The organism is Planctellipticum variicoloris, assembly GCF_030622045.1.
In the GTDB taxonomy this organism is placed as follows: Bacteria; Planctomycetota; Planctomycetia; order Planctomycetales; family Planctomycetaceae; genus Planctellipticum; species Planctellipticum variicoloris.
Genome location: NZ_CP130886.1, coordinates 254,638 through 279,951, shown reverse-complemented (window position 1 = coordinate 279,951; position 25,314 = coordinate 254,638). Strand labels below are relative to the sequence as shown.

The following is a 25,314-nucleotide window of genomic DNA, read 5'->3' as shown; positions in this document are numbered from 1 at the left end:
AGTTGTCCAACTTTGTCGGACCGACGATGATCTCGGCATGGAAGCCTCCTTGGAATCGCCGCCGCCACGCTCCGAATCAACGCGGCATATCGCCCTGCGCGGCGTGCGCGTTCACAATCTGCGGCAGATCGACCTCGATCTGCCGCTCGGGCAATTCGTCGCAATCACGGGCGTCAGCGGTTCCGGGAAGAGCAGCCTGGTGCGGGATACCCTGCTGGCCGAAGGTCGTCGCCGCTTCCTGGAAACGCTGTCTCCGTCACTACGACAGCAGTTGGAGCGCATCGAACGGCCTGAAGCCGACCGCCTGGCGGGGATTCCCCCCACGCTGTTCATCGCGTCGGACGACATCCCTCCGCGACAATGGCTGCGCGGCACCGTCGCCAGCGTGACCGAGATTCACGAGTTGTTGGGAGTCTGGTTTTCCCGCCTGGGTCAGGTCTATTGCCCGACCTGCGGCCACCCGGTTCGCCCAGGCACGCCGGCCGTCGTTCTGGATCTCGTTTGCCAATTGCCCGACGGGCTCAGACTGCAAGTTGCGTTCGACTGGGTCGCCGATCCCGCGGCGGAATGGCTGGGATCAGTCGACGATCTGGTGCGGATGGGTTACCGGCGGATCATTGCCGACAGCGTAACCCGCCCACTTTCAGTCGGAACTGAGTCGCTGCCGGACGCCGGGATTGTGGTGCTCGATCGCCTGACGGTCGGGGCTTCCCCGGAATCACGGCTGCTGGAAAGCAGCGAGGCGGCCTTCCACGCATCGTCGCGCGGCTGCCGACTGCTGGTTGCCGGCGAACCGTCGGTCGAGGCGTTGTTACCGGGCGCGCAGTCCATCGACATCGACGGCCAGCCGTGGTGGAGCCTTCGAATCCCCCCCGGTTGGACGTGCGGCTCGTGCAATCGGTCGCTCCCGGCGCTGGAGCCACGACTGTTTCGCTTCTGGCAGACCGCCGGCGCGTGCCCCCGTTGTGGAGGTGCGGGCGTGGTCGCCGAAAGCGACACGCTGCCTTGCACGGCCTGCTCTGGAAGCGGACTGCGTGACGAAGCACTTGCAGTTCGGTGGGGAAGCGTCTCCCTTGCGGACTGGCTGGCGCTTTCGACCGCGGATCTGCTGACTGCCGTTGAGGATGCCCGGCCATCGCTCGGCGACTCGCAACTCACGCTCGTCCGGCCGACCCTCGACGAGCTGACTCATCGCCTGAGAATGCTGGAGCTGCTGGGACTCTCCTCGCTGCCGCTCGATCGCCGAATCGGGAGTCTGGCAGAAGGAGAACGGCAGCGATTGCGCTGGATGTCGCTGCTGGGGCCAAAGCTCACGGGGACGCTCGTTCTGCTCGACGAACCGACCGCGACGTGCCAGCCGGCGGACCTGAAGTACCTGCTGGCCGGGGTGCGAGAACTGCTGACCCGGCGGAACAGCGTCATCGCCGTCGACCACGTTCTCGAATTCGTCTCCGCCGCCGACCATGCCGTGGAACTGGGACCTGGCCCCGGCGCTGCGGGAGGTCGCCTGGTCTTTCAGGGGACGCCGGCGGCCTTGTTCGCGACGCCCTCCACGGCCCTGGCCCGGGCGCTGGAGGAACGGACCCGAATTGTGTCGGAGCCCGCCTCTCGACGCCGCCGGCCGACTGGCTGGCTGACCGCGCCCCACCTGACGATCCACGGCGTGCCACAACCGGGACTGCGAGTTCCACTGGGAGTCCTGGCCGTGGTGACCGGGGCTTGCGGCAGCGGGAAAACCGAGTGGCTGATCCGGCAACTCCCCGGTTACGGGTCCGCGGATCTGTGTGAAATCTCCGGCGATGGCGAAGCGCCGGAGCGGCTTTCCCTGGCAGCGCTGGAAGTCGTCGATCAAACGCCCCTCAGTCGCTCGCCGCGGGCCACGCCTGTCACCTGGCTGGGGGCCTTCGACGAGATCCGCGACGTCTTCGCCGAAACCGCCGAAGCAAAGCAGCGCGGCTGGACCGCGCGGTATTTCAGTTGGCAGACGGCCGACGGCGGTCGTTGCCGCCAGTGCCGGGGGACCGGCGTCCTGAAACTCGATCTGGAGTTCCTGGCCGAAGTGACCTCCGTCTGCCCGGAATGCCAGGGACGTCGCTTTCGACGGGAGGCAATTGAGGTCAAATACCGCGGCCGATCGATCGCGGATGTCCTGGAGATGACCGTCGAGGAGGCCGCGACGTTCTTCCGGAGCCAGTCGCGGCTGCAGCAGAAATTCCAGTGGCTCAAAACGGCCGGGCTGGGCTATCTGGTGCTGGGACAGCCTGCGGCGACGTTGTCCGGCGGCGAGGCACAGCGACTCAAACTGGCGTCGCGGTTAGCCAGCGGCACCCAGGGGCGCAGTTTATTTCTCTGCGATCAGCCTGCGCGCGGGCTGCACCCGCTCGATGTGCCGGCGCTGGTCCGCTGCCTGCAGGATCTGGTGGCGATCGGCCACTCGGTGGTCCTCATCGACCACACTCCGGAGCTGCTCTTCGCCGCCGATCTGGTACTCGAACTAACCGGGGACGCGAAGGCCGGCAAGCTTCAAACAACGGCCCTTTCCCCGGAGAAACTCGAGTTCTGATTGAGCCAGAGGGCTACGTCAGCCGTCTCAACTCTCAACTCTCAACTCTCAACTCTCAACTCTACTACCGCACCCGGCATTGGAACGTCACGACGCCACCCTTTTTCGCGGGGAGCGTTTCATCCAGTTCCCAGACCAGGACCACGCTTCCCTCGCCGTTGTCTTCGGTCAGCAATTCGCCGGGGTGGTCGGAAGTTGCGCTGTCGGGGATGAATTCCAGCCGGGGAGTCAGGTTGTCGACGATCCGGACGTGATGCACTTCCCGCGGCCCCTCGTTGTCGTAGCGGATTGTGAAGGTGATCACATCACCCGGTTCCGCTGCCTTCTTGTCGGCCAGCTTCACCACCCGCAGCTTACCCGGCTGATGGGAAGGGAGGTCGTCGATGACGGTCAGACAGGAGGAAGTGACCGTCTGCAGCCCTTCGGTCGGCACGTCGATCTTGGCGACGATGATCGGATTCTGTTCCCGGCTCCAGACGAGCGCGGAGTTCAGGCCGAGCTGCAGTCGAGCGGCGTCGGTCTGCTCGAACGTCCCCGATCGCACGAAGGCCAGGTCCTGGAACGTGTTGAGCAGTTTGTCGTGAATCGCGGGAGCGGCGAGCGTTTCGACGGCGTCGGGAACCATCTCGCTCTCCAGCCCGCCCGCTCGCGATCGGACGCGAACATTGCCGACGCTGTCGCGTTTCGTCTTCTCCGTGATGCCCAGCTTCGAGTGCAATCCGGATCCGCCCGTCGCATTCCGCAGTCCCGCGACGTCGGTAATCATCTGCTCTTCGTGAGGAAGGCTGATCGTACGGACGGCGGCAAACCGCGGGGCGTAGATGCAGGCTCGAGTCGCTGCTTTGACGCGATTCTTGCCGGTATGCTCGACGTATTCCGCGACTGTGTCTTCGGTGTCCAGACCCAGCCGCGAGGTCGAATCGTAGTGCACGGGATAGTCGCGGTCGCCGCCGTCGCACAGATATTCGTCGGGAAAATGCTTCGGCATTTCGCGAATGGCGACATCCATCGCCGTGAATCCGGGCGCCCGCGGAAAGCAGTCTGGGCATTCCGGACCGGGTTCGGGACAATCGGCCGACGGCCAGCGGGGATCGGGCCCCGAAACGGACTCCAGACCCGCTGCGCGGGCTTCGGTTTCGTAGCCGACTCGCTCGATTCCAGACGCCGGCCTGGCGGCGGGCTTGTGCAGTCGAATGATACCTTCCGGTTCTGCCGCAACCTGAGCTGGTTGCTCGGCATCCAGGACAGATTGCAGGGCGCGGTCATCCGCGGCCTCCCGCTTCGTCATGCCGGGGAGCGAGACGCACGACGCGCACGTGGTCAGAACCAGCGTTGCACAACAGGCGCTTCCCAGGCCGCGGCGAATCGCCGCGAGGGGAACTGCTGACAACCACGTTTCGACCAGGTTTCGTTGCCGCGTCATAACCGCTCTCACAAATTGAGGGCGAAGCACATATTGCCCCGTCTCAGGAAATTCACTCGACTGCCAACCCGCTGACGGCGATGTTCGGAGGGAGCGGTCGCCGGGGTGTCATGACGGTCTCGCCGGCAGCCGGAGAATCCACACGCAGGCGGACCGGATTGCCGGCCCCGAAGAACTGCGGGTCCGGTGCACGTCGATCGGGCGTCCGACCGCCGAGCCTGACAATCGCAACCGGCCGGCCGAGCAGATCCGCTTCGGCCAGCACGTTCCGGGAGGGCTCGACGTCGGTAATCCGCGGGCCGTTACCGAGATTCGCCAGCGGCACGCGGTCCGGCTGTTCGAGGTAGATCACTTTGGTGACCAGCCGCCCCGCCGCCGCCATCTCCAGTTCTTCTTCAGTGAACTCGAAGGCGACCGGGAAGCGATCCACCTGGCCTGCGGGGGGATGCAGTCGGTCGATCAGTTCGATCGACGGCCAGAAGTCGGCGCCGGGAAACTCGGGCAGGTCGGAAAGACAGAAACGATACATCCGCCCGACGAGCAGCGCAGCCTGGGCCGGCGCTTCGATCGTGACGGGCCGATCCGGCGAGAGATCGAAGTATGTCACGCGCCCGGTCGTGGGCAGCGTGACGCGGACCGGCTGGAACCAGCCGGGAGTGGCGTGCCCCGCGCCAACCGCCCACTCGGCGGCGACGCCGGGGGGGGTGTACTGATTGAGCGGGAAGTGCCGTCCCTCGGCAGGGCGGGTCTGCTGGGCGAGGGCGACGGCCGGGCCGCAGGCCGCCCCCAGCAGCATCACAAGGCCGGACAGTGAAATGACGCGCCAGGCCACGGCGGAAGTCCTTTGAGAGGGGTCAGTGGTCCGTTGTCCGTAGTCAGTGGCAGGAGAGGATTCTTTCCGGCTCTCGGCTCTGGACTCTCGTCTCACCAGATACGTTGCTGGGGGCGGACGATGATCGCCCGACCCCCAGCAGTTCGCATTATTCACCGACTTGCGTCACCTTAACGCGGCCCCTGATTGGCCGGGTAGGAGAGTTCGCCGGGCGAGTAAACCGGGTGTTTCTCCGTGTACTCGATGTAGTTGACGGCTGGCGGCAGGCTCAGGCCCGGTTCGTGCCGGACGTCAATCAGCATGTCACGAGTCGGCTTGGGCAGGTCCTGCCGAGTCCGATTGCGGACGGTGTGGGTCTGCAATCCGGCCGGTCCGCCATAGGGGAGGTGCGTCGGGCCGGGCAGGCCGATCGGGGTGCCGGTGATCGGCTGGCCCCACATCGGCATGTTCATTCCGGCGACCGGCTGACCGGGCATTCCGCTGCCGGCGACCATCATGGCTCCCGGCACGTTATTCGGTCCGCCCGCCGGGCCGATCGGCAGTGGCGGCGCATGTTCGCCCGCTTCGCCGTCGAGGACGTTGTAGGAGACCTGACGCATTCCGCCCGGACCGTAAGCGGCCTGCGGGTTGCCGTCGGCGCCCGGCATTTCGAGGTCCATGTTGCCCATGCGGAGGACCGCCATGATCGTGCCGCGTTTGTCGGCTTCCTGGACCGGGTCGACGCCCGGGTCAAGGCGGGTCGACACCAGCGTCTCGACGTTGGCGATCGCCAGTTCCTGGAACTTGGCGTCCGGCAGGTAGATCACCTTGGTGACGAAGTTGTTGCTCTCGACCTGGTCAAGGTCTTCCACCGTCAACTGCAGCGGCACGCTGTTGTGCGACAGGTAGGCGTCGGTGTTCGGATGAGCCGGGTAGATCATCAGGGTCGGGTAAAGGACCAGACCTTCACGCCCCGGCACGTTTGTCAGCTTCAGGCGGTAAGTCGCCCCCTGCATGAAGTTGTAGCGGGCCGGCGAAACGAGCTGATTCTCGGCATAGCCGTCCGGAATCTGCCAGCCGACGTGCATGCCGTCGGGGCCGACAAACCGCACTTGCGTGCTGCTGGAGGCAAACTGCCGCATGGGAGGCGGCGCCAGCATTGGCATGACGCCAGGACCGGGACCATCGACCATCGGACCGGGACGCTGCATCATGGCGGCCGGAGGCGCATGATACTCGCCCTTGTTGGTCAATTGGTTGCCGTCCATGGCGCAGCCGACGCACACGACGACGGCGGTGCCCAACGCCAGGAAGTAGTACTTCATCGCGACCCCTCTCGGAAACAGATGCGTTTCCCGGTCCATCCCTGGAAACTGGTGGTCTATGGTCCTGCTCACTCCGAGTTCCGCACTCGAAATCCTGTCGACCTGTGCGCCCGTTTCCAGCTACAATGCCGGGATCGGAGACACCTCTGTGTGCCGGGGTTTCCGACACACCGGGCGTACGCCCGATGCCGACTGTGGCACTTTGGTCCTTTCTCTTTTCGGAAGGTTGGGCCTTGCACCTTTGGAAAATCCGTCATTTTCCGTCAATTTGGCAAAGTCGGCGCATCCCGCACAACCGGCTGATCATCGGACTGCTGGCTTTGGGAAGCCTGGCGGCTCTGGGAGGCGGAACCGTCCCTTTCCTGACCGCCGCGCAGACTCCGCCGGAATCGAATCCCGCCGAAGGAAAAATTGCTCCGCCAGATCCGGCGGCCGCCGCGGCCGGTCTGGACTACCTTCGGAAGGCGCACGAAGCGCTCGTTCAACATACGTCGATCCAGGCCAATCTGGTCGAGCAAGTCGCGATTGGCGACCGCCGCTTCCAGATTGAAGGGAATTACGTCGGAGCCGGGCTGAAGCTGCGGCTGGAGTTCAAAGTACAGATTGCGGGGGGCGCCTCCGGGGGGCTCCTGGAAGTCTGCGACGGCGACGTGCTCTGGAGTCGCCTGGACTTGCCGGATTCCCGCCGCGTGACCCGTCGGGATGTCCGGCAAATCCTGAAGGCCGTGACAACGTCAAAATCCGTTCCGGACAGCGTGCTCCTGGCCGAACTCGGGCTCGGCGGACTGCCGGCGCTCCTGTCATCCCTGGAACGAACGATGACCTTCACACAGCTTCGCGAGGAAACGGTCAATGATCGGCCGCTCGTCGTCCTGCGCGGAGTCTGGAGGCCGGAGTTCTCGGCTCGCTGGCCCCGGGATGGCAAGGGCCAGTTACCGACGTATGCTCCCGACGAAGTCCGCGTGTATTTCGATCGTGAAACGCAGTTTCCCGCACGGCTGCTGTATCTGAAACAGGCAGCGGACGGCAAAGGACTCGGTCCGCTGGTGAGCCTGGAGTTCCGCGATGTGGTCCTGGGCGGTCCCGTCAAAGAGCAGCAATTCCTGTTCGTACCGCCGGACGACGTGGCGCCGCAAGACATCACCCGGCAGTATCTCGATCAGATCCAGCAGGCCAACACACCGGCGGCGGCCAAACCGCCGGGGAAATAGGCCCGCGAAATCAATGGGAGAACAGCCAGGCGGCGGAACTGGACGGTCTCGGCTCCGGTCGGGGAACGAGCTTCGGCGCGGCCGACTGATAGACCGAAGTGACGATCTCCGGAGAATTCCGTTGCGCCGTCGGACCGAGGTCGCCGCCGTCGTCTTCGGGATCTTCGTACGGAATCTTACCCGGCCGATTCGGGAGCACCTCCGCTCCGCGCGGGGCTTTTGATGCTGGCAGCCGCGGCGGCCGGGCCAGGTCGAGCGAATCCTGCCCGGCGCTCCCGACGGGCGGCGGGGGATTCGGCGTCGGGGGGGACGGAGTGGGCCGCTCCTGCGGAATCCCCATTCCGGTCGGATCCTCCATCGGAGGCACGGGCGGCGGAGGCGGCAGGGCATCGGCCGGTACGATCGTCGTCGCAGGGGATCCGGACCGGGGAGGGACCGGCGTCCCGGCCGCGCCCGGGTTATAGGCCCACTTGGCCAATCGGACCCGAACGGGCTTCAGGGGGAGATGATTGAAGTTCTCGACCTGGAAGTTGAGCTGCCGCTCGGTGTTCCAGTCGCCCCAGACTCGCACGACTTCGTAGGGACGATAAAAGGCACAGCCGGATAGCGGTCCGCAGATCCCGACGACCAATACTGCCGCTCGCCGCCAACTCATCATGACATCGCCCCCGGATGCCTGCATCGTCGTGGCGCAGACCCCCTGATGCAGATTTCCGCTGAGTTCCGCAGACACCCCCCGTTTTGCCAAAACCCACTGACCCGAAAGATCGAGGATCCGGGAGGCCGTGAAATGGCCCGCGGTCACGTTTCCCGCAGTTTACGGAAATCTGGCAGACTATCCGCGAGCGCCGCCCCGGATGAGATAGCCGGCGAATGCCAGGCTGCAACCGGCCGCCAGCCCCACGGCATGGGCCGTGTTGGCCACGCCACCGACCGCGCCCGTCAAACAGATGAGGAACCACACGCCGAGCATCACGACGGCGTTGGGCGAAATGTAAAACCCTGATTCCGGTTCGAACCGGCTGCGGAGCCACAGGTAGCCGAACAGCCCGTAGTTCACGCCCGACATCCCGCCGAAGAATGGTCCGGACGTCCAGAACTGGGCGGCATTGGAAGTGACCGCAATCGCCAGAACCAGGCCCAGGAAACGCAACGTTCCCAGTCGCGACTCCAACTGCAGGCCGAAATCTTTCAGCCAGAGCAGATTGAAGAGGATGTGCATCCAGCCGAAATGGATCACGATCGGCGTCACCAGCCGCCAGACTTCGCCGTGCAGAATCAGGTTCCACGAACCGTCCGGCGAAATCAGCAACCTCTTCAGGATCTCCTGATCTTTGCTCAGATACGTGAAGGCAAACGCCAGCACGCTGGCGGCGATCAGGCCGAATGTCAGCGGGCAGCGGTCGGCGGAGGGTTGCGACCACGTTTCCCGCACCTGAATTACACGTCGCCGTGCGGACTTCTGCTCCTGGTATTTCTGACGGAGAACCTCCCGCCCTTTGCGAGCGCCCGCCGTGAATCGCTCGTCGTCCGGGGACGCCTGGAAGTCCTTCAGCGATTGGCGTGCGACGTCGAGACGATCTTCGTCCTGAATCCAGACGGCCCAGCCAGAATCAGTCTGGTCGAGCGAGCAGACGATACCGTCGCCGCGCAGGAAGTCTGCAAAGCGTTCCGCGGCAGCGCCGTCTACGATCTCGCCAATCTTGCGCATGCTGCGGAGTCCCGCCTGCACCATCCGGGATGCAGGTTTTAAGAGTGCAATTCCACCAGGTCTTTGTCCGCGAGCACGTAGTCGCGTCCCACACTCTGCCCATCTCCGGCGCCGGCTCGCCAGACCTTGGCAAACTTCAGCTTCTCAGCGAGGTCGCGATGGACCTTTGCCGCCAGGTCTTCGACGGTCCCACCGACCGGCAGCGTAAATGGCGAGGAATAGTCCGCCGGCTTGCCGGGCGCTTTGGTATAGAGCCGAATCAGGTCCAGCGCTGCAAAGAGACGATTGCGAAGTGTTTCGCGCTGGCCGGGATCGTCCAGGTCCGTGGCGAAGACCGGCAATGTCGAGCCGGTCATCTCGCGAAAGAATTCCAGCCGGTCCTGCAACCCGGCATCCGCACCGCGAGTGGCGACCATGAGCGTCCGCACCTGCAGAATCGAGAAGTCGTCTTCATCGAACGCCGTCAAAGCCGCCAGGCGCGTCTTGCGCTGCTGAAGTTGTTCCAGGACTGCGGACGTCTGCTCCGGAGCATCATCCGAACTGCCGTCGAAAGCCAGCACGACCAGATCGGCGGTCCGAACGAAGTTCAACAGGTAGGGTTCGCATTGGCTGTCGGTCATCGGCGGCGTGTCAACGAGTTGGACCGCGACATCTTCCCAGGTCATCATACCGGGGAGCGGTTCCCGGGTCGTGAACGGATAGGGGGCGACTTCGGGCTCCGCCTTGGTCAGCTCTTTAAGAATCCGGCTCTTGCCCGCATTGGGGCCGCCGATGATCACGATCTGCGCCGCTCCCTGCCGCGGAAACTTGTAGACCTTCCCCCCCTTCGGGGCGGACTTTTCAGTCTGCAGCTCCTCGCGGGTTTCCTTGAGCTTCGACTTGAGATCGGCCTGCAGCTTCTCCGTTCCCTTATGCTTGGGAATGAGCTGCAGCATCCGTTCGAGGATTTCGAGCCGCTCCGGAGCAGTCTGGGCCTTGCGATATTCTTCTTCGGCTCTCTGGTACTGCGGCGTCAGATTGGCGGGCATCGGGCAAATTCTATGATACGCGGAGAGGATCGACTCGGAAGCATCATAGCGATTCGTACCCACGAGGTCAGGGGCGGGGCGATTCCTGGGCGAACGCCAGTCAGCCGCCTTGCGCCGCAAACCGCGCCCGCGCCTGAATGAGCCGGCCTGCGCACGCGTCGCACTGCCTCGGCAGGCATGCCATTTGCGTTAGGACGCTGTGTGGGCAGAGTTCGCAGCGCTCGCTGCAAGAACTGGCTGCCCGGCAAACCATCTCCGCCGAGGATCTGCGCCATGAATGCCTGTTTCCGTCGAGAACACGCGATCGTTCGACATTCTGAAGGCCTGAGACTGCTGCCGCTGATCAGCGTCTGGACCGCAGCCTGCACGTACCAGGCTGACCTGAAAGTTCTGTATGAAGATCGTCGCGCGAACGCCAAGCTGCTGCTCGACTTGGTGCTCCTCGCCGCTCCGCAGGAATCCTTGCTCACGATCGAAGGGACCGGCCCCGACGCGGTCGCTGCGGTCAACCACATCCGACGCCTGATCGAGGTGGAAGAGATCGACGTAGCGATGAGTTCTTATCTGTTCGACCCCGAGCGACACCCCGTTCCACAATCTGCGGACTGAGCCCTGCGGTCCGCACTGGAGCGTCGCAATGCGGGTGGCATGTTGCGGAACGCGGCAATGATCACGCGAGCCGTTGCAAGCTGCTCCAAGTGGTTCTTTGGCGGCACTGCAAATCATCGCATTCACTGGCCGCGATTGCGAGGCGAGCCGCCTGTCCCCTCTCTCTACGACTTCGTTGTGATGGGGTGAGGGGGGCCTAAGAATTTCTCCCGCCAGGAATTACGCCTTCACACTGGCTCTCTCCCGGAGCAGATTGCTGGAAAAGAGACGAGCCAACGACTCACTGCTCCACAACCGATGCCGGTGATCCCGTGCGGCAGCCCCCGATCCGAAAGTCGCCTAGCAGTATCCAGCAGCGGATTCTAATGGTATTTTCCTGGAACGTTGTAACCTGCCGCCGGTCCCGTGCACCGGTCGGTCGGCGGCGAGCGCGAGCAACTGAAACTGGACAGGCCGGACCGTTCAGTCGCGTTCAAGGAACCGCAGCATGCGTTTCTTCGTGCTTGCCTGCGACTACGACGGCACAATCGCCCATCACGGCGTCGTCTCGCCGGAAATGATCGCGGCACTCCGCCGCTTCGTCGACACGGGACGGCGGCTGGTCCTCGTGACAGGCCGCGAACTCGACGAATTGCTGGAGATCTTCCCGGAGATCGATCTGTTTGAATGGGTCGTCGCCGAGAATGGCGCCGTCCTGTACCGCGGATCGGATCGCGAGGAGAAGCTGCTCGCCGAACCGCCTCCGGAGAGCTTCGTAAGGACGCTGCGGCAGCGCGGCGTCGCCCCGTTCTCGGTGGGGCGAGTTATCGTCGCGACGTGGGAGCCGAACCAGACGGTGGTCCTCGACGCCATCCGGGACCACGGACTGGATCTGCAGGTGATCTTCAATAAGGGAGCCGTCATGGTGCTTCCCGCCGGAGTCAACAAGGCCAGCGGCTTCCTGGCGGCATTGCGGCAGATGGGTCTCTCCCAGCACGAAGCAGTCGGCGTGGGCGACGCGGAAAACGATCATGCCTTTCTCAGTCTTTGCGAGTGTTCCGTCGCTGTCGCCAACGCACTGCCGGCCGTCAAAGCCCGCGCGCATTTCGTCACGAAGGGAGATCATGGCGAGGGTGTCGCCGAGTTGATTGATCAGATCGTCAATGATGACCTGGCCGCGATTTCAGCCCGGATGCTGGCCCGCGAGCTGATCATCGGCCTGGACGCGCAAGGTCGAGAAGCGACACTGCCGGCCTTTGGTCCAGGCGTCCTGATCGCTGGTCCATCGGGTAGCGGGAAGTCAACGACCACGACCAGCCTGCTGGAGCGGCTCGTCGAACAGCACTACCAATTCTGCGTCATTGACCCGGAAGGCGACTACGATTCCCTTTCGTTCGCCATCACGGTCGGCACGGCGGACAACGGCCCGAGCGTCAGGGAGGTGCTGCAAGTCCTCGCTCAACCCGATCAGAACGTGGTCGTGAACCTGATCGGCCTGCGGCTCTCCGATCGCCCTGCGTTCTTTTCGAAGTTGATGCCGCAGCTTCTGGAGCTGCGGGAACAATCCGGGCGACCCCACTGGCTGATCGTGGATGAAGCCCACCACTTGCTTCCACCCGCCTGGGATCTGGCAACTGCGTTTGCGAAGGATTTGGGGCGGGCGGTGTTCATCACCGTCAACCCGGACCAGGTCAACTCCCAGGTCCTGTCTTCCGTCGGAACGGTCATCGCAGTCGGCGCATCTCCCGACAAGACCCTGCGCACCTATTGCCGGACCCAAAAGATCCAACCTCCAACATTGCCCGGCGGGAAGCAGGAATCAGGGCAGGTCGTCGTCTGGTCCCGTTCGGCCGGATCGGACCCGCTCTACGTCCGCGTCGCACCGAATGCCGTAGAACGAAAGCGGCATATCCGAAAATATGCCGAAGGGGAGCTGCCGCCGGACCGCAGCTTCTACTTCAAGGGCCCCGCCGGCAAACTCAATCTGCGCGCCCAGAATCTCATGCTGTTCCTGCAGTTGTCGGACGGCGTCGATGATGACACCTGGCTTCACCACCTGCGGTCGGGCGACTACTCGGAATGGTTTCGGCGCTGCATCAAGGACGACGTGCTCGCCGGCGAGGCGCGGGCGATTGAATCGCTCGCCGAGGCGTCGGCGGAAACGACTCGAAGCCTGATGCGAAAGTCCGTCGAGCACTACTACACACTGCCGATCGACAGGTCGCGGCTGTCTGAAGACAAGGACCTGACGGCAAATGCCGAGGCGGAGGAATAGCGCAGACTCTCGCCAATCCTGACTCTTCGAGTTGTGAACCGCAGAGCAGCCGAAGGCAATCTCGACCGGCTCGGACTCAACGGCACATCGGCGGCGCCATCCACGAGAGCTTTCCAGCGTCTCCTGACGGCGTCGCCGATGGAGTTTTTTACCGCGCCTGTTTCAGCGACGGTCCGCTTCAGGCGCCGAGATTATGACGCTGAGCTGCAGGCTGTCCGTGCCGCTCGCCACGGCCAGCGGGACGGCCGCAACTTCAACCGGCAACGCGGTCGCCGGCGCCGGAGGCCTCCGCGTCTCGCACTGAATTCCGCCGGCCAGCAACGAAGCAACATGACCAATCACCAGCCAGAAGTCTCGCTCGAACATGTTCGCAGCCTTTCCGTTCGATACTCAAAGAAATCAGAAACGAAGTGCGTCCTGGCCGCCGGCCCCAATTCGCAGACACGGCTCCGGTCCGTTCTCCCGCATATCGATGCGGGGGAACGGACGGGCCGAAAGCTGATACAGTTTCAACATCGATGCCGGTGAATCAGTTCGTCGCAGGCTGGCGTCGTCCGGTCACTTTCTCGACGCGATAGTACGTATCGACCTTCTGCCGCCATTGCGCGTCGGTGGCGAAGTTCGGCCAGTGATTCTTGTCGAACCCGGGAGCATCCTTGAGCATCTGCTCGGAAAGATTCAGGACGAGGTAGTTGGTTCGATCGTCATTCTGCTTCCACTCGAACGACTTCATCGGGATGGCGAACAGTTTGTCGCCGAAGCCCAGTACACCGCCGTATGACACGGCAAAATACAACGCGTCGCCCTGGCGGACGTCGAGCACGATGTCGTCGACAGTCCCGAGATCCTTGCCGGCGTCGTTCTTGACTTTCATGCCGATGATCTCACTCGCCCGCTGGCTCACTTTCACTTCAGGCGCCACTGTTGCGGCCGGCGATTTCGTCTCGTTCTGAGCAACGGCATGCCATCCGGAAATCAGGCAAAGCGCCGCAACGGTCAGAAGTGCTGTGCGAAACATTCGAGTTCTCCAGGCAGTTCGGGAAGTTGTCCGGTTCCGGCTTGCTGCATCAGCGGGAACCGGCTCAGGTTCGGCGCGCGGGACCGGGCGACAACTTGTCGGCCGAGTTTTTCGCGGGCCGCCAGGCGCGAGACGATCTCAGCCGCATGACTGGCATGCGTCGCGCAAGTCGCGGATGCGATCGTGCGTATTGCAGACCGCGGCATAGTGCCGGACCAGAATCTCATTGGCGGCACTGCCGACGGAGCGATTCAGCGCGTCTTCATACGCGTTTCGGATCGCGTCTTCACCGCGCTCCGCTTCGCAGAGCATGGCATAGCGGTCGTCCGTCGAGAGCAACTCGCGGATGCTCGACCAGGCTCTGTAGACGATCGCGGCAACCGACCCCGATCGCCGAGGCGTTTCGCCCGACCACGAGACGAACCGCGCCAGATCGTCTGCCTGACGATCGCGATCTTCCGCGATCTGCTCGAACGCGCTCTGCAATGTCAGATCTTCGAGCCCCTGGGCCGCCTGCCGATATCCGTCGCGGCTGTCGATGTTCGCCTGAATGAGATCCTGCAGCGCACTGACCAGCTCTGTCGAAAGCGACTGCTGTGTTTCCAGCGTCATCGAACTGTCCTCCACTTGTACAACGGGATTCGCTCTCGTCGACGACGACTGATCGTCGACGAACTCATCCCTCACCGACGCAAGATCGGTGCCGCCGCTCCTGGAATCTTGCTCAAGTCATCCTCGGAAATCGAAGACTTCACGCTCGTTCGTCAAGAATGCTCGTGGATCTTCCAGACTGGTTCGTGATCGAGCGCCCGAGTTCCTCTCCCTGCTCAATGCTCCGGCGTGCGCCTGCGTCCCGCGGCGCCAGCGTGAGATTGATGCCAGTGTCAATGCCTGAGGACCTGACTGCGATCACATTCGATTTGACGAATGATCGCGGCGAAACGCGGCGCTGCGAATCGAACTGCGACAGGCAGCACGAGTCCGCCAATTGCGTGGCACTCTCGATCAGGGCCGCCTCCGCTGGACATCATGTCGCGAGCTGTCATTGTCGCAATCCGGAGACGGCCTCCCGCAGAATTGCGCGGTGTTGCGATTCTGCGAATTCGCGGAGCCTTTGAGCAATTGTCCATGCCACGCCAACCCGTTGACGAATAGGATTGACCGACCGGAATCCCTGAGATTGAATGCACTTCGGCAGCTTCCGTCCGTTCGACCGTGTTCGAACTTGATTGGCCATCGGCGAGCGACGCACCTTCAACAGCCTCGTTGTCGATTCTTCCGGAATCCTGGCCTGACGTCGGGGCGGCAGGCGGCCTTTCCGGGAAAATCAGCGTGTTTCCAAGGATGCGGCGGCCAGAGCTTCTCGCAGCAAGACAACCGGTGCATCGAACCGTGGATTGCAGGTGTTCGAAATCCGGCGTCGACTGATCTCGAAAGGTGGATACCAATTGCGCTCAACCGTGCTGGTCATCGACGACGATCGCAGCAGTGTTTTGATCGTGAGCCGGTTGCTGGAGAAGCTGGGCATCTCGGTCGAGTCGGCCTCGACCGGGATTGAAGGGCTGCAACAATGTGAACTCTTGCGTCCCGATGTCGTACTGCTCGACATTCTGCTGCTGCAGGCATCGGGGCCAAAGGTCTTTCAACGAATTCGCGAGATCGATCGCCGACTCCCCGTCATCGTGATCACTGCAGACGCCGACGGCCAGTCGGTCATCGAAGCGATGCAACTCGGGGCCTCCGACTATCTCGTCAAACCCTTGAACGCCGAACGGCTGGTCGACGTGGTGACGAGAGCTCTCGACTCCCGGCGGCTGGGCGATGCTCCCACCGCCGTCGGAATTCACGACCTCCAGCAGCCCGGCGACACGAGCGAGCTGTTCGTCGGCCGCAGTCCGCAGATGCTGGAAGTCTTCAAGGAAATCGGCCGAGTCGCGAAGCAGTCAGTGACAGTCCTGATTCGCGGCGAAAGCGGCACCGGCAAGGAGCTTGTCGCCCGAGCATTGTGGCAGTTCAGCGACCGGTCAGAACGTCCGTTTGCAGCCGTCAATTGCGCGGCATTGCCCGACGCCCTGCTGGAGTCGGAGCTGTTCGGGCACGAACGGGGGGCGTTTACGAGCGCCAACCGTCGCCGGGCGGGCCGATTCGAACAGTGCGACGGCGGGACGCTGCTGCTCGATGAAGTCGGAGACATGTCTCCGCTGGTCCAGGGCAAGATCCTGCGGCTGCTGCAGGAGCAGCGATTCGAGCGCGTCGGCGGGAACGAAACGATCAGCACCGACGTCCGGATCATCGCGGCGACGAATCGTCCGTTGGAAGAGATGGTTGCCGATGAGCGGTTCCGCAGCGATCTGTTCTATCGCCTGAACGTCGTCACGATCCATTTGCCGCCGCTGCGCGAGCGCGCCAGCGATATCCCGATCCTGCTGGAGTACTTCCTGGCGCGATTTCGAAACGAGCTGGACAAAGCAGACATCGAAGGCATCTCCCCGGAGGCCCTCGAACTGCTGCAGAACTACAGTTGGCCGGGAAATATTCGCGAGCTTCAGAGCGTTCTGCAGCAGGCCGTGCTCAAAGCCTCCAGCCCGGTGATCGTGCCCGAGTTCTTGCCTGCCCCAATCCGCGGCGAACTGCCGGAACACCCCATCGCCAGCAACCCGGCCGAGCCGGCGTGTCAGCCGCCCAACGGACCGACGATCACCGCGGCTCACTCGAACTTCAAGACTCCGGAACTGGCGGAATGCGATGTCGGTCGTTTTATCGAGGAACGGTTGGCGAGCGGGACCGACGACCTGTATGCGGAAGTGCTGGAGTTCGTCGAACGGAAGCTCTTTACATGCGTTCTCAAAGCCGCCAACGGCAATCAGTCGAAGGCGGCCGCGATCCTGGGCATCACGCGCGGCAAAGTCCGCGACCGGATCCTTTCCTTCAAGATCACTCTGGGAACAAACGTCACGATCAAACCCGAGCCCGAAAACGCCGAATCGGCATCCCAGGCGGGCTGACAGACCGATTGTCGATCAACCGCGGTTTACCAGGGCTTCAGTTTCCAGCCGAGTACAAACCCGATTCCCAGGCACCACAGCGCCGCCATCTCAGGCTGCTCCCGCGCATATTCTCTGGCATAGTTGACCAGATCCTCGAACGGTCGACGGTCGCCCGACGTGTCCAGAGAATTGCGACGGCCTTGCTCGCGTGCAGGACTTCGATTCGCTTCTGCTGTGTGGGTCGCCATGATCTGACTCCTGACAGGAATTCATGATCGGCCTGACGCGCCGCGCCATGCGCCGACTAACGTGTTCGCAATCTCCACTCCTCCTGGTCTTCTTCCAGGACGGAGCGCATCCAGCTCAGATTTTCTCGCAATTCATCGGCGGAACGCTTCAGCGGCGCTGCCGCGGCGGCCAGTCGACGGGCGCTCCACAGGATGAGCACTCCCGAGGCGACGAGCGCAACACTCGAAACCGCCAGCAGCGAAAACTCGATAGAGAATGACCAACTGGAGCGCAAAGTCTCCGCGACTCCGAATAGTGCGACTGGCAAGGCGGCGATCAGCGCCGTGGAACCCGCGACCAGCAGTAACACTGCTCGCCACGCAGGTTGCCAGAACTCTCGAACGTCGAGCGACAGGAGCTGTATCTGAAGATCGACAAGTCTGAGTCCGTCGACGAGCAGAGCGACGAACGGCGGCCGCCCCGCAGTCTGCGAACGATGAGTCCCGTTCAGACCCGGCGTTTGATCATCCAGGCGAGTACGGCCCCCGCGGTCGCTGCCAGTCCCAGCGCGATTCCCGGTCGAGTTCGGACCCATTGCTCCAGCTCCTGTTCACATCGAGTCCAGAGATCGCGATGCGAAGCCGATCCGCCGCGCGGCTCTGATGCCTGATTCTTCGATGGGTGCTCCCGAAGTTGAATCATCGCACGGACTCCTCCTGCGGCGCAACGACCGGATGATGCTGGCGGCTCAGCACGCGTTCCACGTGAGCCAGCGCCGCCCGGGTCAGAATAGTGCCGACGATCGACCTGAGCGGCCCCCACCACGCGGCCCCCGACCCCGCCGGACTCGGCTCCATACGAAATGCCCCCCGATCAATCAGATTGTCGATCGTCCCGTCATCGAGTTTGACGGTCCGTGCGACGAGCCGACCCGGAGTCAGCCAGAACCCCACGACCGCTGCCGACAGCAGGCTGCTGAGCGGAAATCGACAGACGTAATATCGCCAGTCGAACAGGCTTTCGGCATCAAGCCGCAATCCGTCGACTCTGGCGTGCATCCGATTCCGGATTCGCTGCATTCGCAATTGCAGTCGTTCGCCGTCGGCCGGAGCAGTCGTGGGGTTCGGCATGTTTTCCACTCAATTCCGTTCAGGAGCGGAAGACGCTCATCGGTTGCGGCAGCGAATTGCGCAATGTGTCGGTCACTCGCTGCACCAGAGATTCATAGGTCTCGGGTTGTCGCTGGGTTTGACAATACAACGCGACGATTCCGACGCCGGCGATCAATCCGACCCCGAACGCGGCGAGCACCGACGTCGTGGGGTGCTCCTCAACGCACTCGGTCATCTGGCGCGGAATTTCAGCCGCACGATGTCGCAAAGTCTCGACGCCTTCGCCGATGCGACCGTTCAACGACCTGCTCATTTGCCGTACAGGATTCATCGTTTCATTCCTGTTTGTTGGTGCGAACCGTATCGCAACGCTTATCAGGCGCGAGACGAGCGGAACATCAGGCTGACAATCACACCTGCCACCAGGCCGGCCCCGAACGCCGCAGCGATCGATTCCACGGGCCGGGCGCGAACGACCTGCCTGGCTTCGCCATACCCTTCTTCCACGCTCTGTTCGAGAGATTCGTAGCCCTCCCGGACGGACCGAGCGGCGCCGCGGGCATATTCACGGGCAGTCTCAGCCGCCTGTTGAACGTAGTGGCTCCCCTGATCGAGCGAGTCGCGAACAAACGACTCCAGCGCCTGGCGCGACTCGCCAGTCTTCTTCTGCAGGAATCCCAGCAGTTCCTCGGCGTTTCCGTGGACCTGCTGAAGTTCGTCGTCGGTGATCTCTCCCCACCGCTCCCGGATCTGTCCCTTGAGCTGGGTCCAGCTCCCCTGCAATTCGTCGCGAGTAATCATCTGTTTCTCCTTGACATGGCGGCCTCGTATTTTCTGCGGGCCGCAGCAGTTTTCTCCAGGAGGTCGGAGTTGCACACACTGTGCCAACACGGCGGCAGCATTCATTACTCTGGCAGCGAAGCGCTGTTAACGAACATTGTGCGCGATGACCGCGCGAACCGCCCCCGCACCGATTGGCAATATCGTGACAACATATGCACCATCGCCCACAGGAGTGCGTTCTTCCTTCGCCGCCCGTTCGCAAAAGAAGCTGCAGCGAGCACTCGCGCCCATCAGTGTTACTCATTGGGAAAGCCACCGGCGGGCGTCGCGAATTGCGACTCAACGCCGGTAAACACATCAGGCCCTTGACATTTCAACCGGGGATATGTGCTGTTTCTCATCGCGGCCAGATCATTTTGCCCGAACGCTGCGGTGAAATGAAACATGTCTCGGCCCAGCGGCCGAGACCACACACAATCAACCGGCTTCCCGGCGAATGTTGCACGATCCGCGATTCCGAGAACCGTCACTCGCCAATCTCGCGAGTCACTCCTCTGGACTCGAACCTCGCCCGAGAAAGTCGCGACTGTTCCGGCACGCGACTTGCGTTGAGCCGAGTCCGTTGAAATCGTCTCCAGGTCGTCTCGCCCTCTTCGAGCAATGCTGAGCAGACAGCGGAACAACGGGAGTCAGACAGCAATGTCTGTCCCAACACAAGTGAGTTCCTCGGTATTGGCGGCTCGGACATTCCGATCCGGGCATTCCGTGGGAATTCACCTCCGCGCTGTCAGCGATTCTCTTCGGATGATGAGTCGACCAAACAGGCGGAACCCGATTCCAGTTCGGGAGAACTCCACCGCTCGCGAGACCCCGCAGGCGCAGATCGCTTTCGATCGCCTGGGCTCCGTTGCACCGAACGGCGAGCTCATCAGTCGCCGGGGTCTCGCGAACGGATGGCAGAAATCCGCATTCACGCAGTCCGAATGGAAACTCCCAGGGAGTCCGACATCATGCCGCGCGGCGACAAGTCGAAATACACCGACAAGCAGAAGCGGACGGCCAAGCATATTGAAGAGAGCGACAAGGAACGCGGCGTCGGCGACGAAGTCGCCGACGCCGCGCGCCTGGGCCACCGTGAACGCCACCGATGGCGGCGGCAAGCTTCCCGGTGGCAGCGGACGCGGAAAGTCGCGCAAGAAGAAACGGACCAACGCCAAACGCCGTTCCGGCGACTCTGCGCCGCGTGCCCGGAAATCTGAAAAGACCTGAGAATGATCGAGCGGCAGGATGCCGGCAATCTGCGTCACCTGGCCTCCGCCGTCATGGCGGAAATGTTTCACGATTTCTTTCTCTTGCCTGTCGGAGCCGCATTGTGAGAAAACTCCGCACCCTCCAGGATCTGCTTGTCGAGGAACTCAAAGACCTGCATAGCGCCGAATCGCAATTGATTCGCGCCTTGCCAAAGATGGCCTTAGCCGCCTCGTCGCCGGAGTTGCGAGCGGCCTTCGAACGCCACCTTGATGAGACGAAACAGCATCTCCAGAGGATCGACCAGATCTTCGAACGGTTCGAGAGCAAACCGGGCCGGAAGAGATGCAAGGCGATGGAAGGACTGCTGGCGGAAGGCAAAGACGCGATTGCTGAGAACGCCGAACCGGCGGTCCATGATGCGGCGCTGATCGCGGCCGCTCAACGCGTCGAGCACTACGAGATTGCCGGATACGGCTGCGCCAAAGCGTTCGCGCTGCTGCTGGAAGATGAGGAAACCGCATCCCTCCTCGACGACACGCTGCAGGAGGAATCCGCGACCGACCGATTGCTGACCGAGATCGCCATGAGCGGAATCAACCAGACCGCAGCGGTCGGCGGCTGATCCCATTGCGAGTTCATCCCGGCACGATCGCGATTTGAGCGAGGCGGGGCCCCCGTCCGGTCCGCACAGCGCGATTGTCGACGCGAGGGCTCTGCCCATGAAACGCCGGGCGACGCGCGTCGGGTCGTTGCGATCGAGACACGGGGAGACGGCCTCGAAAGGCAATGCTCTATTCGCATGAGAATTTGATTGCTGGTGCAGGTGCAAGGTCGACGATCGTGCGTACCAGCAATATGCCGGGCCAGACAGGAGTATGTGTCATGCCACTTTGCAAGAGTCTGTCCGTTGTCGCATTTGCAGCATCAATCTGCTGCGCTCAGTATCTCGCCGCACAGAATCCGCAGCCCATTCGACCGCAGGACCAGGTACAGGCTCAACTCGGTCAGCCCCAGCAGGCCGCGCGGCAAGCCGGTTCGCAAGTCAATGACCAATCGATTGCAACCTGCACCGCCATTGGCAATCACGAAGAAATTGCGCTCGCCAAGTTCGCGCAGTCGCGGACTAAGAACGAAGACGTCCAGAGCTTCGCAAAGGAGGTCATCGAGGGTCATCAGGAATTCCTGAAGAAGCTCGAACGCTTCGCCCCGAACGAAGTCCGCGAAAATTCGCTGGCCGCCAACGAACAACCGTCGTCGAACGCCTCAGGCGTACGACCAGCCGGCGGCGCCGTTTCTCCGGCCCGTCCAGGCCAGCCCATCCAGCAGACGGCCGGCATTCAGCCGCGCGGAGCACAACAAGGCGCTGCAATCGACTTCGTGCAGTTGCATCGCGAACTCGCCGCCCAGTGCTTGTCGGATTCGAAGAAGATGTTCGGCGAGAAGGAAGGCGCTGAATTCGACGCCTGTTTCGTAGGACAGCAGATCGCCGCTCACGCGGCCATGCAGAGCAAGCTGACCGTCCTGCAACGTCATGCGACGAGCGAGCTGGCGAAGATCCTCGGCGAAGGTATTGAAGTCGCGCAGAGTCATCGAGAGCACGCCGAAAAACTCATGAAACAGCTTCCGGATCCTGATTCCGAGGAACGACAGGCGAAGAACGATTAATGGAATAGTGCTACATCACTATTCTGTGCAATCGGCCGCGTACGAACTGACCACGTACGCGGCCGATTTCATGGAATGTGAGGCATTGAACGAAAAACGCTGCAATTCCCCGTCGAACGGCGCCAGCCAGAAGTGGCCCTTATTTCATACTCGTTAACGCCTTCGTGAACCGTCCCAATGCCATCCCATGCCGCGGAACTCCAATCAAGCCGGTAGCTCCGGCGACTACGAATTTTCATTCGCACAGACCCGCCAAGGCTTGTCTGCCAAGTGCATTCGACTATACTCCCATCAGAAAACTGTCGGATTCGTAATCTTTCTGCGGGTCGATTCGTGGCAGCCCAAGCCTCTGACCGCTCGATCAGTTCTCAGGCCCGCCCTGCGCGGCCTGTGATTGATCGCGCGAGCGAAAGGCGAATCCGGATTACCTGGGCTCGGCTGCTCGGCTGGCTGTTCCTGCCCCTCGTTCTGTGCGGCGGACTGGCGATGCCCGTCGAAATCCTGGAAGCCGGATCGTCCCAGCCGTCCGAAGAGAAAGACCAGTCGCTCCGAGAATCCGAACCAGTTGTGGCCGGGCGAGGATCTGGCTGTCGATTTCAGCGGTTGGCCGCAATCACGGCGGCGCGGCGTTCACCGGCGTCTCTCCTTGGGCCGGCAAGTCGTAACCGACGCAGACTGGCGGGCGTATCGCTCCGCCGCAGCGTGCGAACTCGGTTGCTCTGTTGAGCCAGATTGCGTGCTGAGCACCTTCGCGGACGGCTTGTCTCGCGAGTCGACCGCTCCGCGATCCATTCCGCTCCCCGGGAAATTCCCCCGACGGACTTCCCGGGCGCAGCAGCTTTCCATAGCAACTGCAAATTGCAGCAACCGGGCGCTCAATGCTCCCGGTTCCAACGACTTCAGGAGATCCCGATGATCCCGGCCCAGTCCGTTTATCGAGGAACCTTTCTCAGCGATGCCGTCGCGGGGCTGGTGGTGTTTCTCGTCGCACTGCCGCTGTGCCTGGGGGTCGCCCTGGCATCCAATGCTCCGCTGTTCTCGGGGATCCTCGCCGGAATCGTCGGCGGAATCGTGGTCGGCCTCCTCAGCGGCTCGCACACCAGCGTCAGCGGCCCGGCGGCGGGCCTGACAGCGATTGTCGCCGCACAGATCGCCCTGCTCGGTTCCTTTGACACTTTTCTCCTGGCAGTGGTCATCGCCGGCGTCATTCAGATCGGGATGGGGATCGCACGGGCCGGCATTCTGTCGGCATTCTTTCCAACCAGCGTCATCAAGGGGCTGCTGGCCGCGATCGGAGCCATCTTGATCCTGAAACAGATTCCCCACCTGCTCGGTCGCGATACCGATCCCGAAGGTGAAATGTCCTTCGTCCAGCCCGACCACGAGAACACATTCTCCGAGTTCGGCGAGCTGCTCGGCGGCATTCACCCCGGCGCGGCAGCCATCGGCCTAGCGTCGTTCGCTCTGCTGATGTTCTGGGATCGCTGCAGGCCGCTGAAGAAATCCGTCGTCCCTTCGGCGCTCGTGGTCGTTCTCCTGGGCGTCGGCCTCAGCCAGCTCTTCCACCTGATCGGCGGCGCTCTGCTGATCGAGGGCAATCACCTGGTGCAGGTCCCTGTCTCCGAGAACCTGGCCGGATTCTTCGGCTTCCTGCGGTTGCCCGACTTTTCGCAGTGGTCGAATCCCGCCGTCTACACGGCGGGATTGACGATTGCAATCGTCGCCACGCTCGAAACGCTCCTCAACCTGGAAGCGGTGGATAAACTCGATCCCCAGCAGCGCGAGTCCCCGGCCAGCCGCGAACTCGTGGCCCAGGGGATCGGCAACCTCATCGTCGGACTGATCGGCGGCATCCCGGTAACCTCGGTGATCGTCCGCAGCTCTGTCAACATCAACGCCGGCGGGAAGACCCGGCTGGCGGCTGTCATTCACGGCATGCTGCTGGTGGTCTGCGTGATGTTCCTGCCGACCGTCCTGAACCTGATTCCGCTGTCCTGCCTGGCCGCAATTCTGCTCGCTACGGGTATCAAGCTGATCAGCCCGCAACTGATCCGCGAGATGTGGCGCGAAGGACGCTATCAGTTCGTCCCCTTCATCGTGACGCTGGTATCGATCGTCCTGACCGATCTGGTGATCGGCGTGACCATCGGACTCGCGGTGAGCATCGCATTCATCCTGAACAGCAACCTCCGCCGGCCCCTTCGACGAATCGTCGAGAAACACCTCGGCGACGAAGTCCTGAGAATCGAACTCGCCAGCCAGGTCAGTTTTCTCAACCGTGCCGCGCTCGAACGCGCACTGCGCAGCGCCCCGCGCGGTACGCACATTCTGCTCGACGCCCACAACACCGATTACATCGACCCGGACATTCTCAGTCTGATTCGCGAGTTCAAAGAGCAGACCGCGCCCGTCCTCGGGGTCCAGGTCAGTCTCCGCGGATTTCGCGACCGTTACCACCTGCACGATGAGATCCAGTTCGTCGACTATTCGACTCGCGATCTGCAGGACAAGCTGTCGTCGACTCAGGTGCTCCAGATCCTGCGCGAGGGAAACGAACGATTCAGGACCGGCCGGCAATTGACGCGGGACCTGAGTCGGCAGGTGCTGGTCACGGCCCCGGGACAACATCCGCTGGCGGTCGTACTGAGCTGCATCGACTCGCGAACTCCCGCAGAACTTCTGTTCGATCTGGGGCTGGGCGACATCTTCAGCATTCGGATGGCGGGAAACGTCACCAGCTCAAAGGTTCTCGGCAGCATGGAATACGGCTGTGCCGTCGCCGGGGCCAAGCTGATCCTCGTCATGGGCCACACGCGCTGCGGCGCTGTGACAGCCGCCGTCGAGCTGGCCTGCACTCACAATAACGCCGAGCTGGCCACCGGCTGCCAGCACCTGCAGCCGATTGTCGAGGATATTCAACAGTCGATCGAAGCGGCGACTTGCGATCGAGTCAGATCAGCCAATCCCACGGAAAAAAACGCAGTGGTCGATCAGGTCGCCAGACGGAATGTCGAACGGGAGATGGCTCGGATCGTCGAGGAAAGTGACACGATTCGATGGCTCGTCGAGGCAAACCGCGTCGCAGTCGTCGGCGCCATGTACGACGTCGCCACTGGCGAAATCGAGTTCTTCGAGGGGCCGCATCGGAATTGATCCGCCGCCGCAAATTTCCGCGGTGGCTCGAACGAAGCGGAAAGCGCCGTTCGGAGCCTCCGCGGGATGATCGGCGGCTGATTCGATTCGCGCAAGAATCGCCGGAAACCCGTCACTCCGGCGTTCCGCACGAACGCCGTCTCCAGCCAGATCAGTGAGACCTGCGACTCGCAAAGAACTCC

At 62.6% G+C, this 25,314-nt stretch carries 23 protein-coding genes; 8 read left to right on the top strand and 15 right to left on the bottom strand.

Features of this window, described 5'->3' with window-relative positions:
- Positions 1 to 37 precede the first annotated feature (37 nt).
- A complete protein-coding gene (locus SH412_RS01105) occupies positions 38 to 2,563 on the top strand; it encodes an excinuclease ABC subunit UvrA (RefSeq protein ID WP_336521659.1) in 2,526 nt (841 codons plus the stop codon).
- Between the two features lie 64 nt (positions 2,564 to 2,627).
- Here the strand turns inward: SH412_RS01105 and SH412_RS01100 are convergent, their stop codons facing one another.
- The 3 genes from SH412_RS01100 to SH412_RS01090 form a co-directional block, all read right to left on the bottom strand.
- The gene (locus SH412_RS01100) at positions 2,628 to 3,986 is read right to left on the bottom strand and encodes a hypothetical protein (RefSeq protein WP_336521658.1); all 1,359 of its coding nucleotides are present in this window, start codon (positions 3,984 to 3,986) and stop codon (positions 2,628 to 2,630) included.
- A gap of 52 nt (positions 3,987 to 4,038) precedes the next feature.
- Positions 4,039 to 4,818, bottom strand: coding sequence for a hypothetical protein (locus tag SH412_RS01095; RefSeq protein WP_336521657.1), 780 nt, complete (start codon positions 4,816 to 4,818; stop codon positions 4,039 to 4,041).
- A gap of 170 nt (positions 4,819 to 4,988) precedes the next feature.
- Entirely contained in the window at positions 4,989 to 6,194 is a 1,206-nt protein-coding gene (locus SH412_RS01090; protein WP_336521656.1) for a hypothetical protein, read from the bottom strand.
- A gap of 161 nt (positions 6,195 to 6,355) precedes the next feature.
- On the opposite strand from SH412_RS01090, the gene SH412_RS01085 reads away from it, so the two are divergent.
- Entirely contained in the window at positions 6,356 to 7,333 is a 978-nt protein-coding gene (locus SH412_RS01085; RefSeq protein WP_336521655.1) for a hypothetical protein, read from the top strand.
- 10 nt (positions 7,334 to 7,343) lie between these two features.
- Here the strand turns inward: SH412_RS01085 and SH412_RS01080 are convergent, their stop codons facing one another.
- The 3 genes from SH412_RS01080 to SH412_RS01070 form a co-directional block, all read right to left on the bottom strand.
- Positions 7,344 to 8,066 carry a hypothetical protein gene (locus tag SH412_RS01080; protein ID WP_336521654.1) on the bottom strand — a complete coding sequence of 241 codons (723 nt, stop codon included), beginning with the start codon at positions 8,064 to 8,066 and terminating at the stop codon, positions 7,344 to 7,346.
- Positions 8,067 to 8,168: 102 nt separating this feature from the next.
- Positions 8,169 to 9,044: a rhomboid family intramembrane serine protease gene (locus SH412_RS01075; protein ID WP_336521653.1), complete on the bottom strand. Its 876-nt coding sequence runs from the start codon at positions 9,042 to 9,044 to the stop codon at positions 8,169 to 8,171.
- A 38-nt stretch (positions 9,045 to 9,082) separates the two neighbouring features.
- A complete protein-coding gene (locus SH412_RS01070) occupies positions 9,083 to 10,072 on the bottom strand; it encodes a GTPase (protein WP_336521652.1) in 990 nt (329 codons plus the stop codon).
- A 273-nt stretch (positions 10,073 to 10,345) separates the two neighbouring features.
- Between SH412_RS01070 and SH412_RS01065 the strand changes: the two genes are divergently transcribed.
- Positions 10,346 to 10,681: an HPr family phosphocarrier protein gene (locus SH412_RS01065; RefSeq protein ID WP_336521651.1), complete on the top strand. Its 336-nt coding sequence runs from the start codon at positions 10,346 to 10,348 to the stop codon at positions 10,679 to 10,681.
- Between the two features lie 487 nt (positions 10,682 to 11,168).
- Positions 11,169 to 12,935, top strand: a complete 1,767-nt coding sequence (locus SH412_RS01060) for an HAD family hydrolase (RefSeq protein WP_336521650.1) — start codon at positions 11,169 to 11,171, stop codon at positions 12,933 to 12,935.
- Positions 12,936 to 13,097: 162 nt separating this feature from the next.
- Here SH412_RS01060 and SH412_RS01055 read toward each other — a convergent pair whose 3' ends face one another.
- From SH412_RS01055 to SH412_RS01045, 3 genes are all read right to left on the bottom strand, one after another.
- A complete protein-coding gene (locus tag SH412_RS01055) occupies positions 13,098 to 13,301 on the bottom strand; it encodes a hypothetical protein (RefSeq protein ID WP_336521649.1) in 204 nt (67 codons plus the stop codon).
- A gap of 163 nt (positions 13,302 to 13,464) precedes the next feature.
- Positions 13,465 to 13,953, bottom strand: a complete 489-nt coding sequence (locus SH412_RS01050) for a PRC-barrel domain-containing protein (RefSeq protein ID WP_336521648.1) — start codon at positions 13,951 to 13,953, stop codon at positions 13,465 to 13,467.
- A gap of 138 nt (positions 13,954 to 14,091) precedes the next feature.
- Positions 14,092 to 14,565, bottom strand: a complete 474-nt coding sequence (locus SH412_RS01045; protein ID WP_336521647.1) for a PA2169 family four-helix-bundle protein — start codon at positions 14,563 to 14,565, stop codon at positions 14,092 to 14,094.
- A gap of 836 nt (positions 14,566 to 15,401) precedes the next feature.
- On the opposite strand from SH412_RS01045, the gene SH412_RS01040 reads away from it, so the two are divergent.
- The gene (locus SH412_RS01040) at positions 15,402 to 16,958 is read left to right on the top strand and encodes a sigma-54-dependent transcriptional regulator (RefSeq protein ID WP_336521646.1); all 1,557 of its coding nucleotides are present in this window, start codon (positions 15,402 to 15,404) and stop codon (positions 16,956 to 16,958) included.
- A gap of 26 nt (positions 16,959 to 16,984) precedes the next feature.
- On the opposite strand, the gene SH412_RS01035 is transcribed toward SH412_RS01040, so the two are convergent.
- From SH412_RS01035 to SH412_RS01010, 6 genes are all read right to left on the bottom strand, one after another.
- Entirely contained in the window at positions 16,985 to 17,188 is a 204-nt protein-coding gene (locus SH412_RS01035; RefSeq protein WP_336521645.1) for a hypothetical protein, read from the bottom strand.
- A 56-nt stretch (positions 17,189 to 17,244) separates the two neighbouring features.
- Positions 17,245 to 17,763: a phage holin family protein gene (locus SH412_RS01030; protein ID WP_336521644.1), complete on the bottom strand. Its 519-nt coding sequence runs from the start codon at positions 17,761 to 17,763 to the stop codon at positions 17,245 to 17,247.
- Positions 17,764 to 17,866: 103 nt separating this feature from the next.
- Positions 17,867 to 18,298 (bottom strand): hypothetical protein, encoded by a 432-nt coding sequence (locus SH412_RS01025; protein ID WP_336521643.1) that lies wholly within the window; start codon positions 18,296 to 18,298, stop codon positions 17,867 to 17,869.
- Positions 18,299 to 18,317: 19 nt separating this feature from the next.
- Positions 18,318 to 18,593 (bottom strand): hypothetical protein, encoded by a 276-nt coding sequence (locus SH412_RS01020; protein ID WP_336521642.1) that lies wholly within the window; start codon positions 18,591 to 18,593, stop codon positions 18,318 to 18,320.
- 62 nt (positions 18,594 to 18,655) lie between these two features.
- On the bottom strand, positions 18,656 to 19,081 hold the full coding sequence (locus SH412_RS01015) for a CsbD family protein (protein WP_336521641.1): 426 nt from the start codon (positions 19,079 to 19,081) through the stop codon (positions 18,656 to 18,658).
- Between the two features lie 755 nt (positions 19,082 to 19,836).
- Complete coding sequence (locus tag SH412_RS01010; RefSeq protein ID WP_336521640.1) at positions 19,837 to 20,403, bottom strand: hypothetical protein; 567 nt, start codon at positions 20,401 to 20,403, stop codon at positions 19,837 to 19,839.
- Positions 20,404 to 20,435: 32 nt separating this feature from the next.
- On the opposite strand from SH412_RS01010, the gene SH412_RS01005 reads away from it, so the two are divergent.
- The 3 genes from SH412_RS01005 (at position 20,436) to SH412_RS00995 (ending at position 25,132) form a co-directional block, all read left to right on the top strand.
- Positions 20,436 to 20,936, top strand: a complete 501-nt coding sequence (locus tag SH412_RS01005; protein WP_336521639.1) for a YciE/YciF ferroxidase family protein — start codon at positions 20,436 to 20,438, stop codon at positions 20,934 to 20,936.
- Positions 20,937 to 21,196: 260 nt separating this feature from the next.
- Positions 21,197 to 21,979 carry a DUF4142 domain-containing protein gene (locus SH412_RS01000; RefSeq protein WP_336521638.1) on the top strand — a complete coding sequence of 261 codons (783 nt, stop codon included), beginning with the start codon at positions 21,197 to 21,199 and terminating at the stop codon, positions 21,977 to 21,979.
- A 912-nt stretch (positions 21,980 to 22,891) separates the two neighbouring features.
- Positions 22,892 to 25,132, top strand: a complete 2,241-nt coding sequence (locus SH412_RS00995) for a bifunctional SulP family inorganic anion transporter/carbonic anhydrase (protein WP_336521637.1) — start codon at positions 22,892 to 22,894, stop codon at positions 25,130 to 25,132.
- The last annotated feature ends 182 nt before the right edge of the window (positions 25,133 to 25,314 follow it).

Excerpts from the sequence above, each read along its gene's own strand:
- SH412_RS01070 (WP_336521652.1), bottom strand. The coding sequence starts at position 10,072 with ATGCCCGCCAATCTGACGCCGCAGTACCAGAGAGCCGAAGAAGAATAT.
- SH412_RS01055 (WP_336521649.1), bottom strand. The coding sequence starts at position 13,301 with ATGTTCGAGCGAGACTTCTGGCTGGTGATTGGTCATGTTGCTTCGTTG.
- SH412_RS01060 (WP_336521650.1), top strand. The coding sequence starts at position 11,169 with ATGCGTTTCTTCGTGCTTGCCTGCGACTACGACGGCACAATCGCCCAT.
- SH412_RS01015 (WP_336521641.1), bottom strand. The coding sequence starts at position 19,081 with ATGATTACTCGCGACGAATTGCAGGGGAGCTGGACCCAGCTCAAGGGA.
- SH412_RS01075 (WP_336521653.1), bottom strand. The coding sequence starts at position 9,044 with ATGCGCAAGATTGGCGAGATCGTAGACGGCGCTGCCGCGGAACGCTTT.
- SH412_RS01050 (WP_336521648.1), bottom strand. The coding sequence starts at position 13,953 with ATGTTTCGCACAGCACTTCTGACCGTTGCGGCGCTTTGCCTGATTTCC.
- SH412_RS00995 (WP_336521637.1), top strand. The coding sequence starts at position 22,892 with ATGATCCCGGCCCAGTCCGTTTATCGAGGAACCTTTCTCAGCGATGCC.
- SH412_RS01000 (WP_336521638.1), top strand. The coding sequence starts at position 21,197 with ATGCCACTTTGCAAGAGTCTGTCCGTTGTCGCATTTGCAGCATCAATC.
- SH412_RS01105 (WP_336521659.1), top strand. The coding sequence starts at position 38 with ATGGAAGCCTCCTTGGAATCGCCGCCGCCACGCTCCGAATCAACGCGG.
- SH412_RS01030 (WP_336521644.1), bottom strand. The coding sequence starts at position 17,763 with ATGGGTCCGAACTCGACCGGGAATCGCGCTGGGACTGGCAGCGACCGC.
- SH412_RS01025 (WP_336521643.1), bottom strand. The coding sequence starts at position 18,298 with ATGCCGAACCCCACGACTGCTCCGGCCGACGGCGAACGACTGCAATTG.
- SH412_RS01100 (WP_336521658.1), bottom strand. The coding sequence starts at position 3,986 with ATGACGCGGCAACGAAACCTGGTCGAAACGTGGTTGTCAGCAGTTCCC.
- SH412_RS01035 (WP_336521645.1), bottom strand. The coding sequence starts at position 17,188 with ATGGCGACCCACACAGCAGAAGCGAATCGAAGTCCTGCACGCGAGCAA.
- SH412_RS01065 (WP_336521651.1), top strand. The coding sequence starts at position 10,346 with ATGAATGCCTGTTTCCGTCGAGAACACGCGATCGTTCGACATTCTGAA.
- SH412_RS01020 (WP_336521642.1), bottom strand. The coding sequence starts at position 18,593 with ATGAGCAGGTCGTTGAACGGTCGCATCGGCGAAGGCGTCGAGACTTTG.
- SH412_RS01045 (WP_336521647.1), bottom strand. The coding sequence starts at position 14,565 with ATGACGCTGGAAACACAGCAGTCGCTTTCGACAGAGCTGGTCAGTGCG.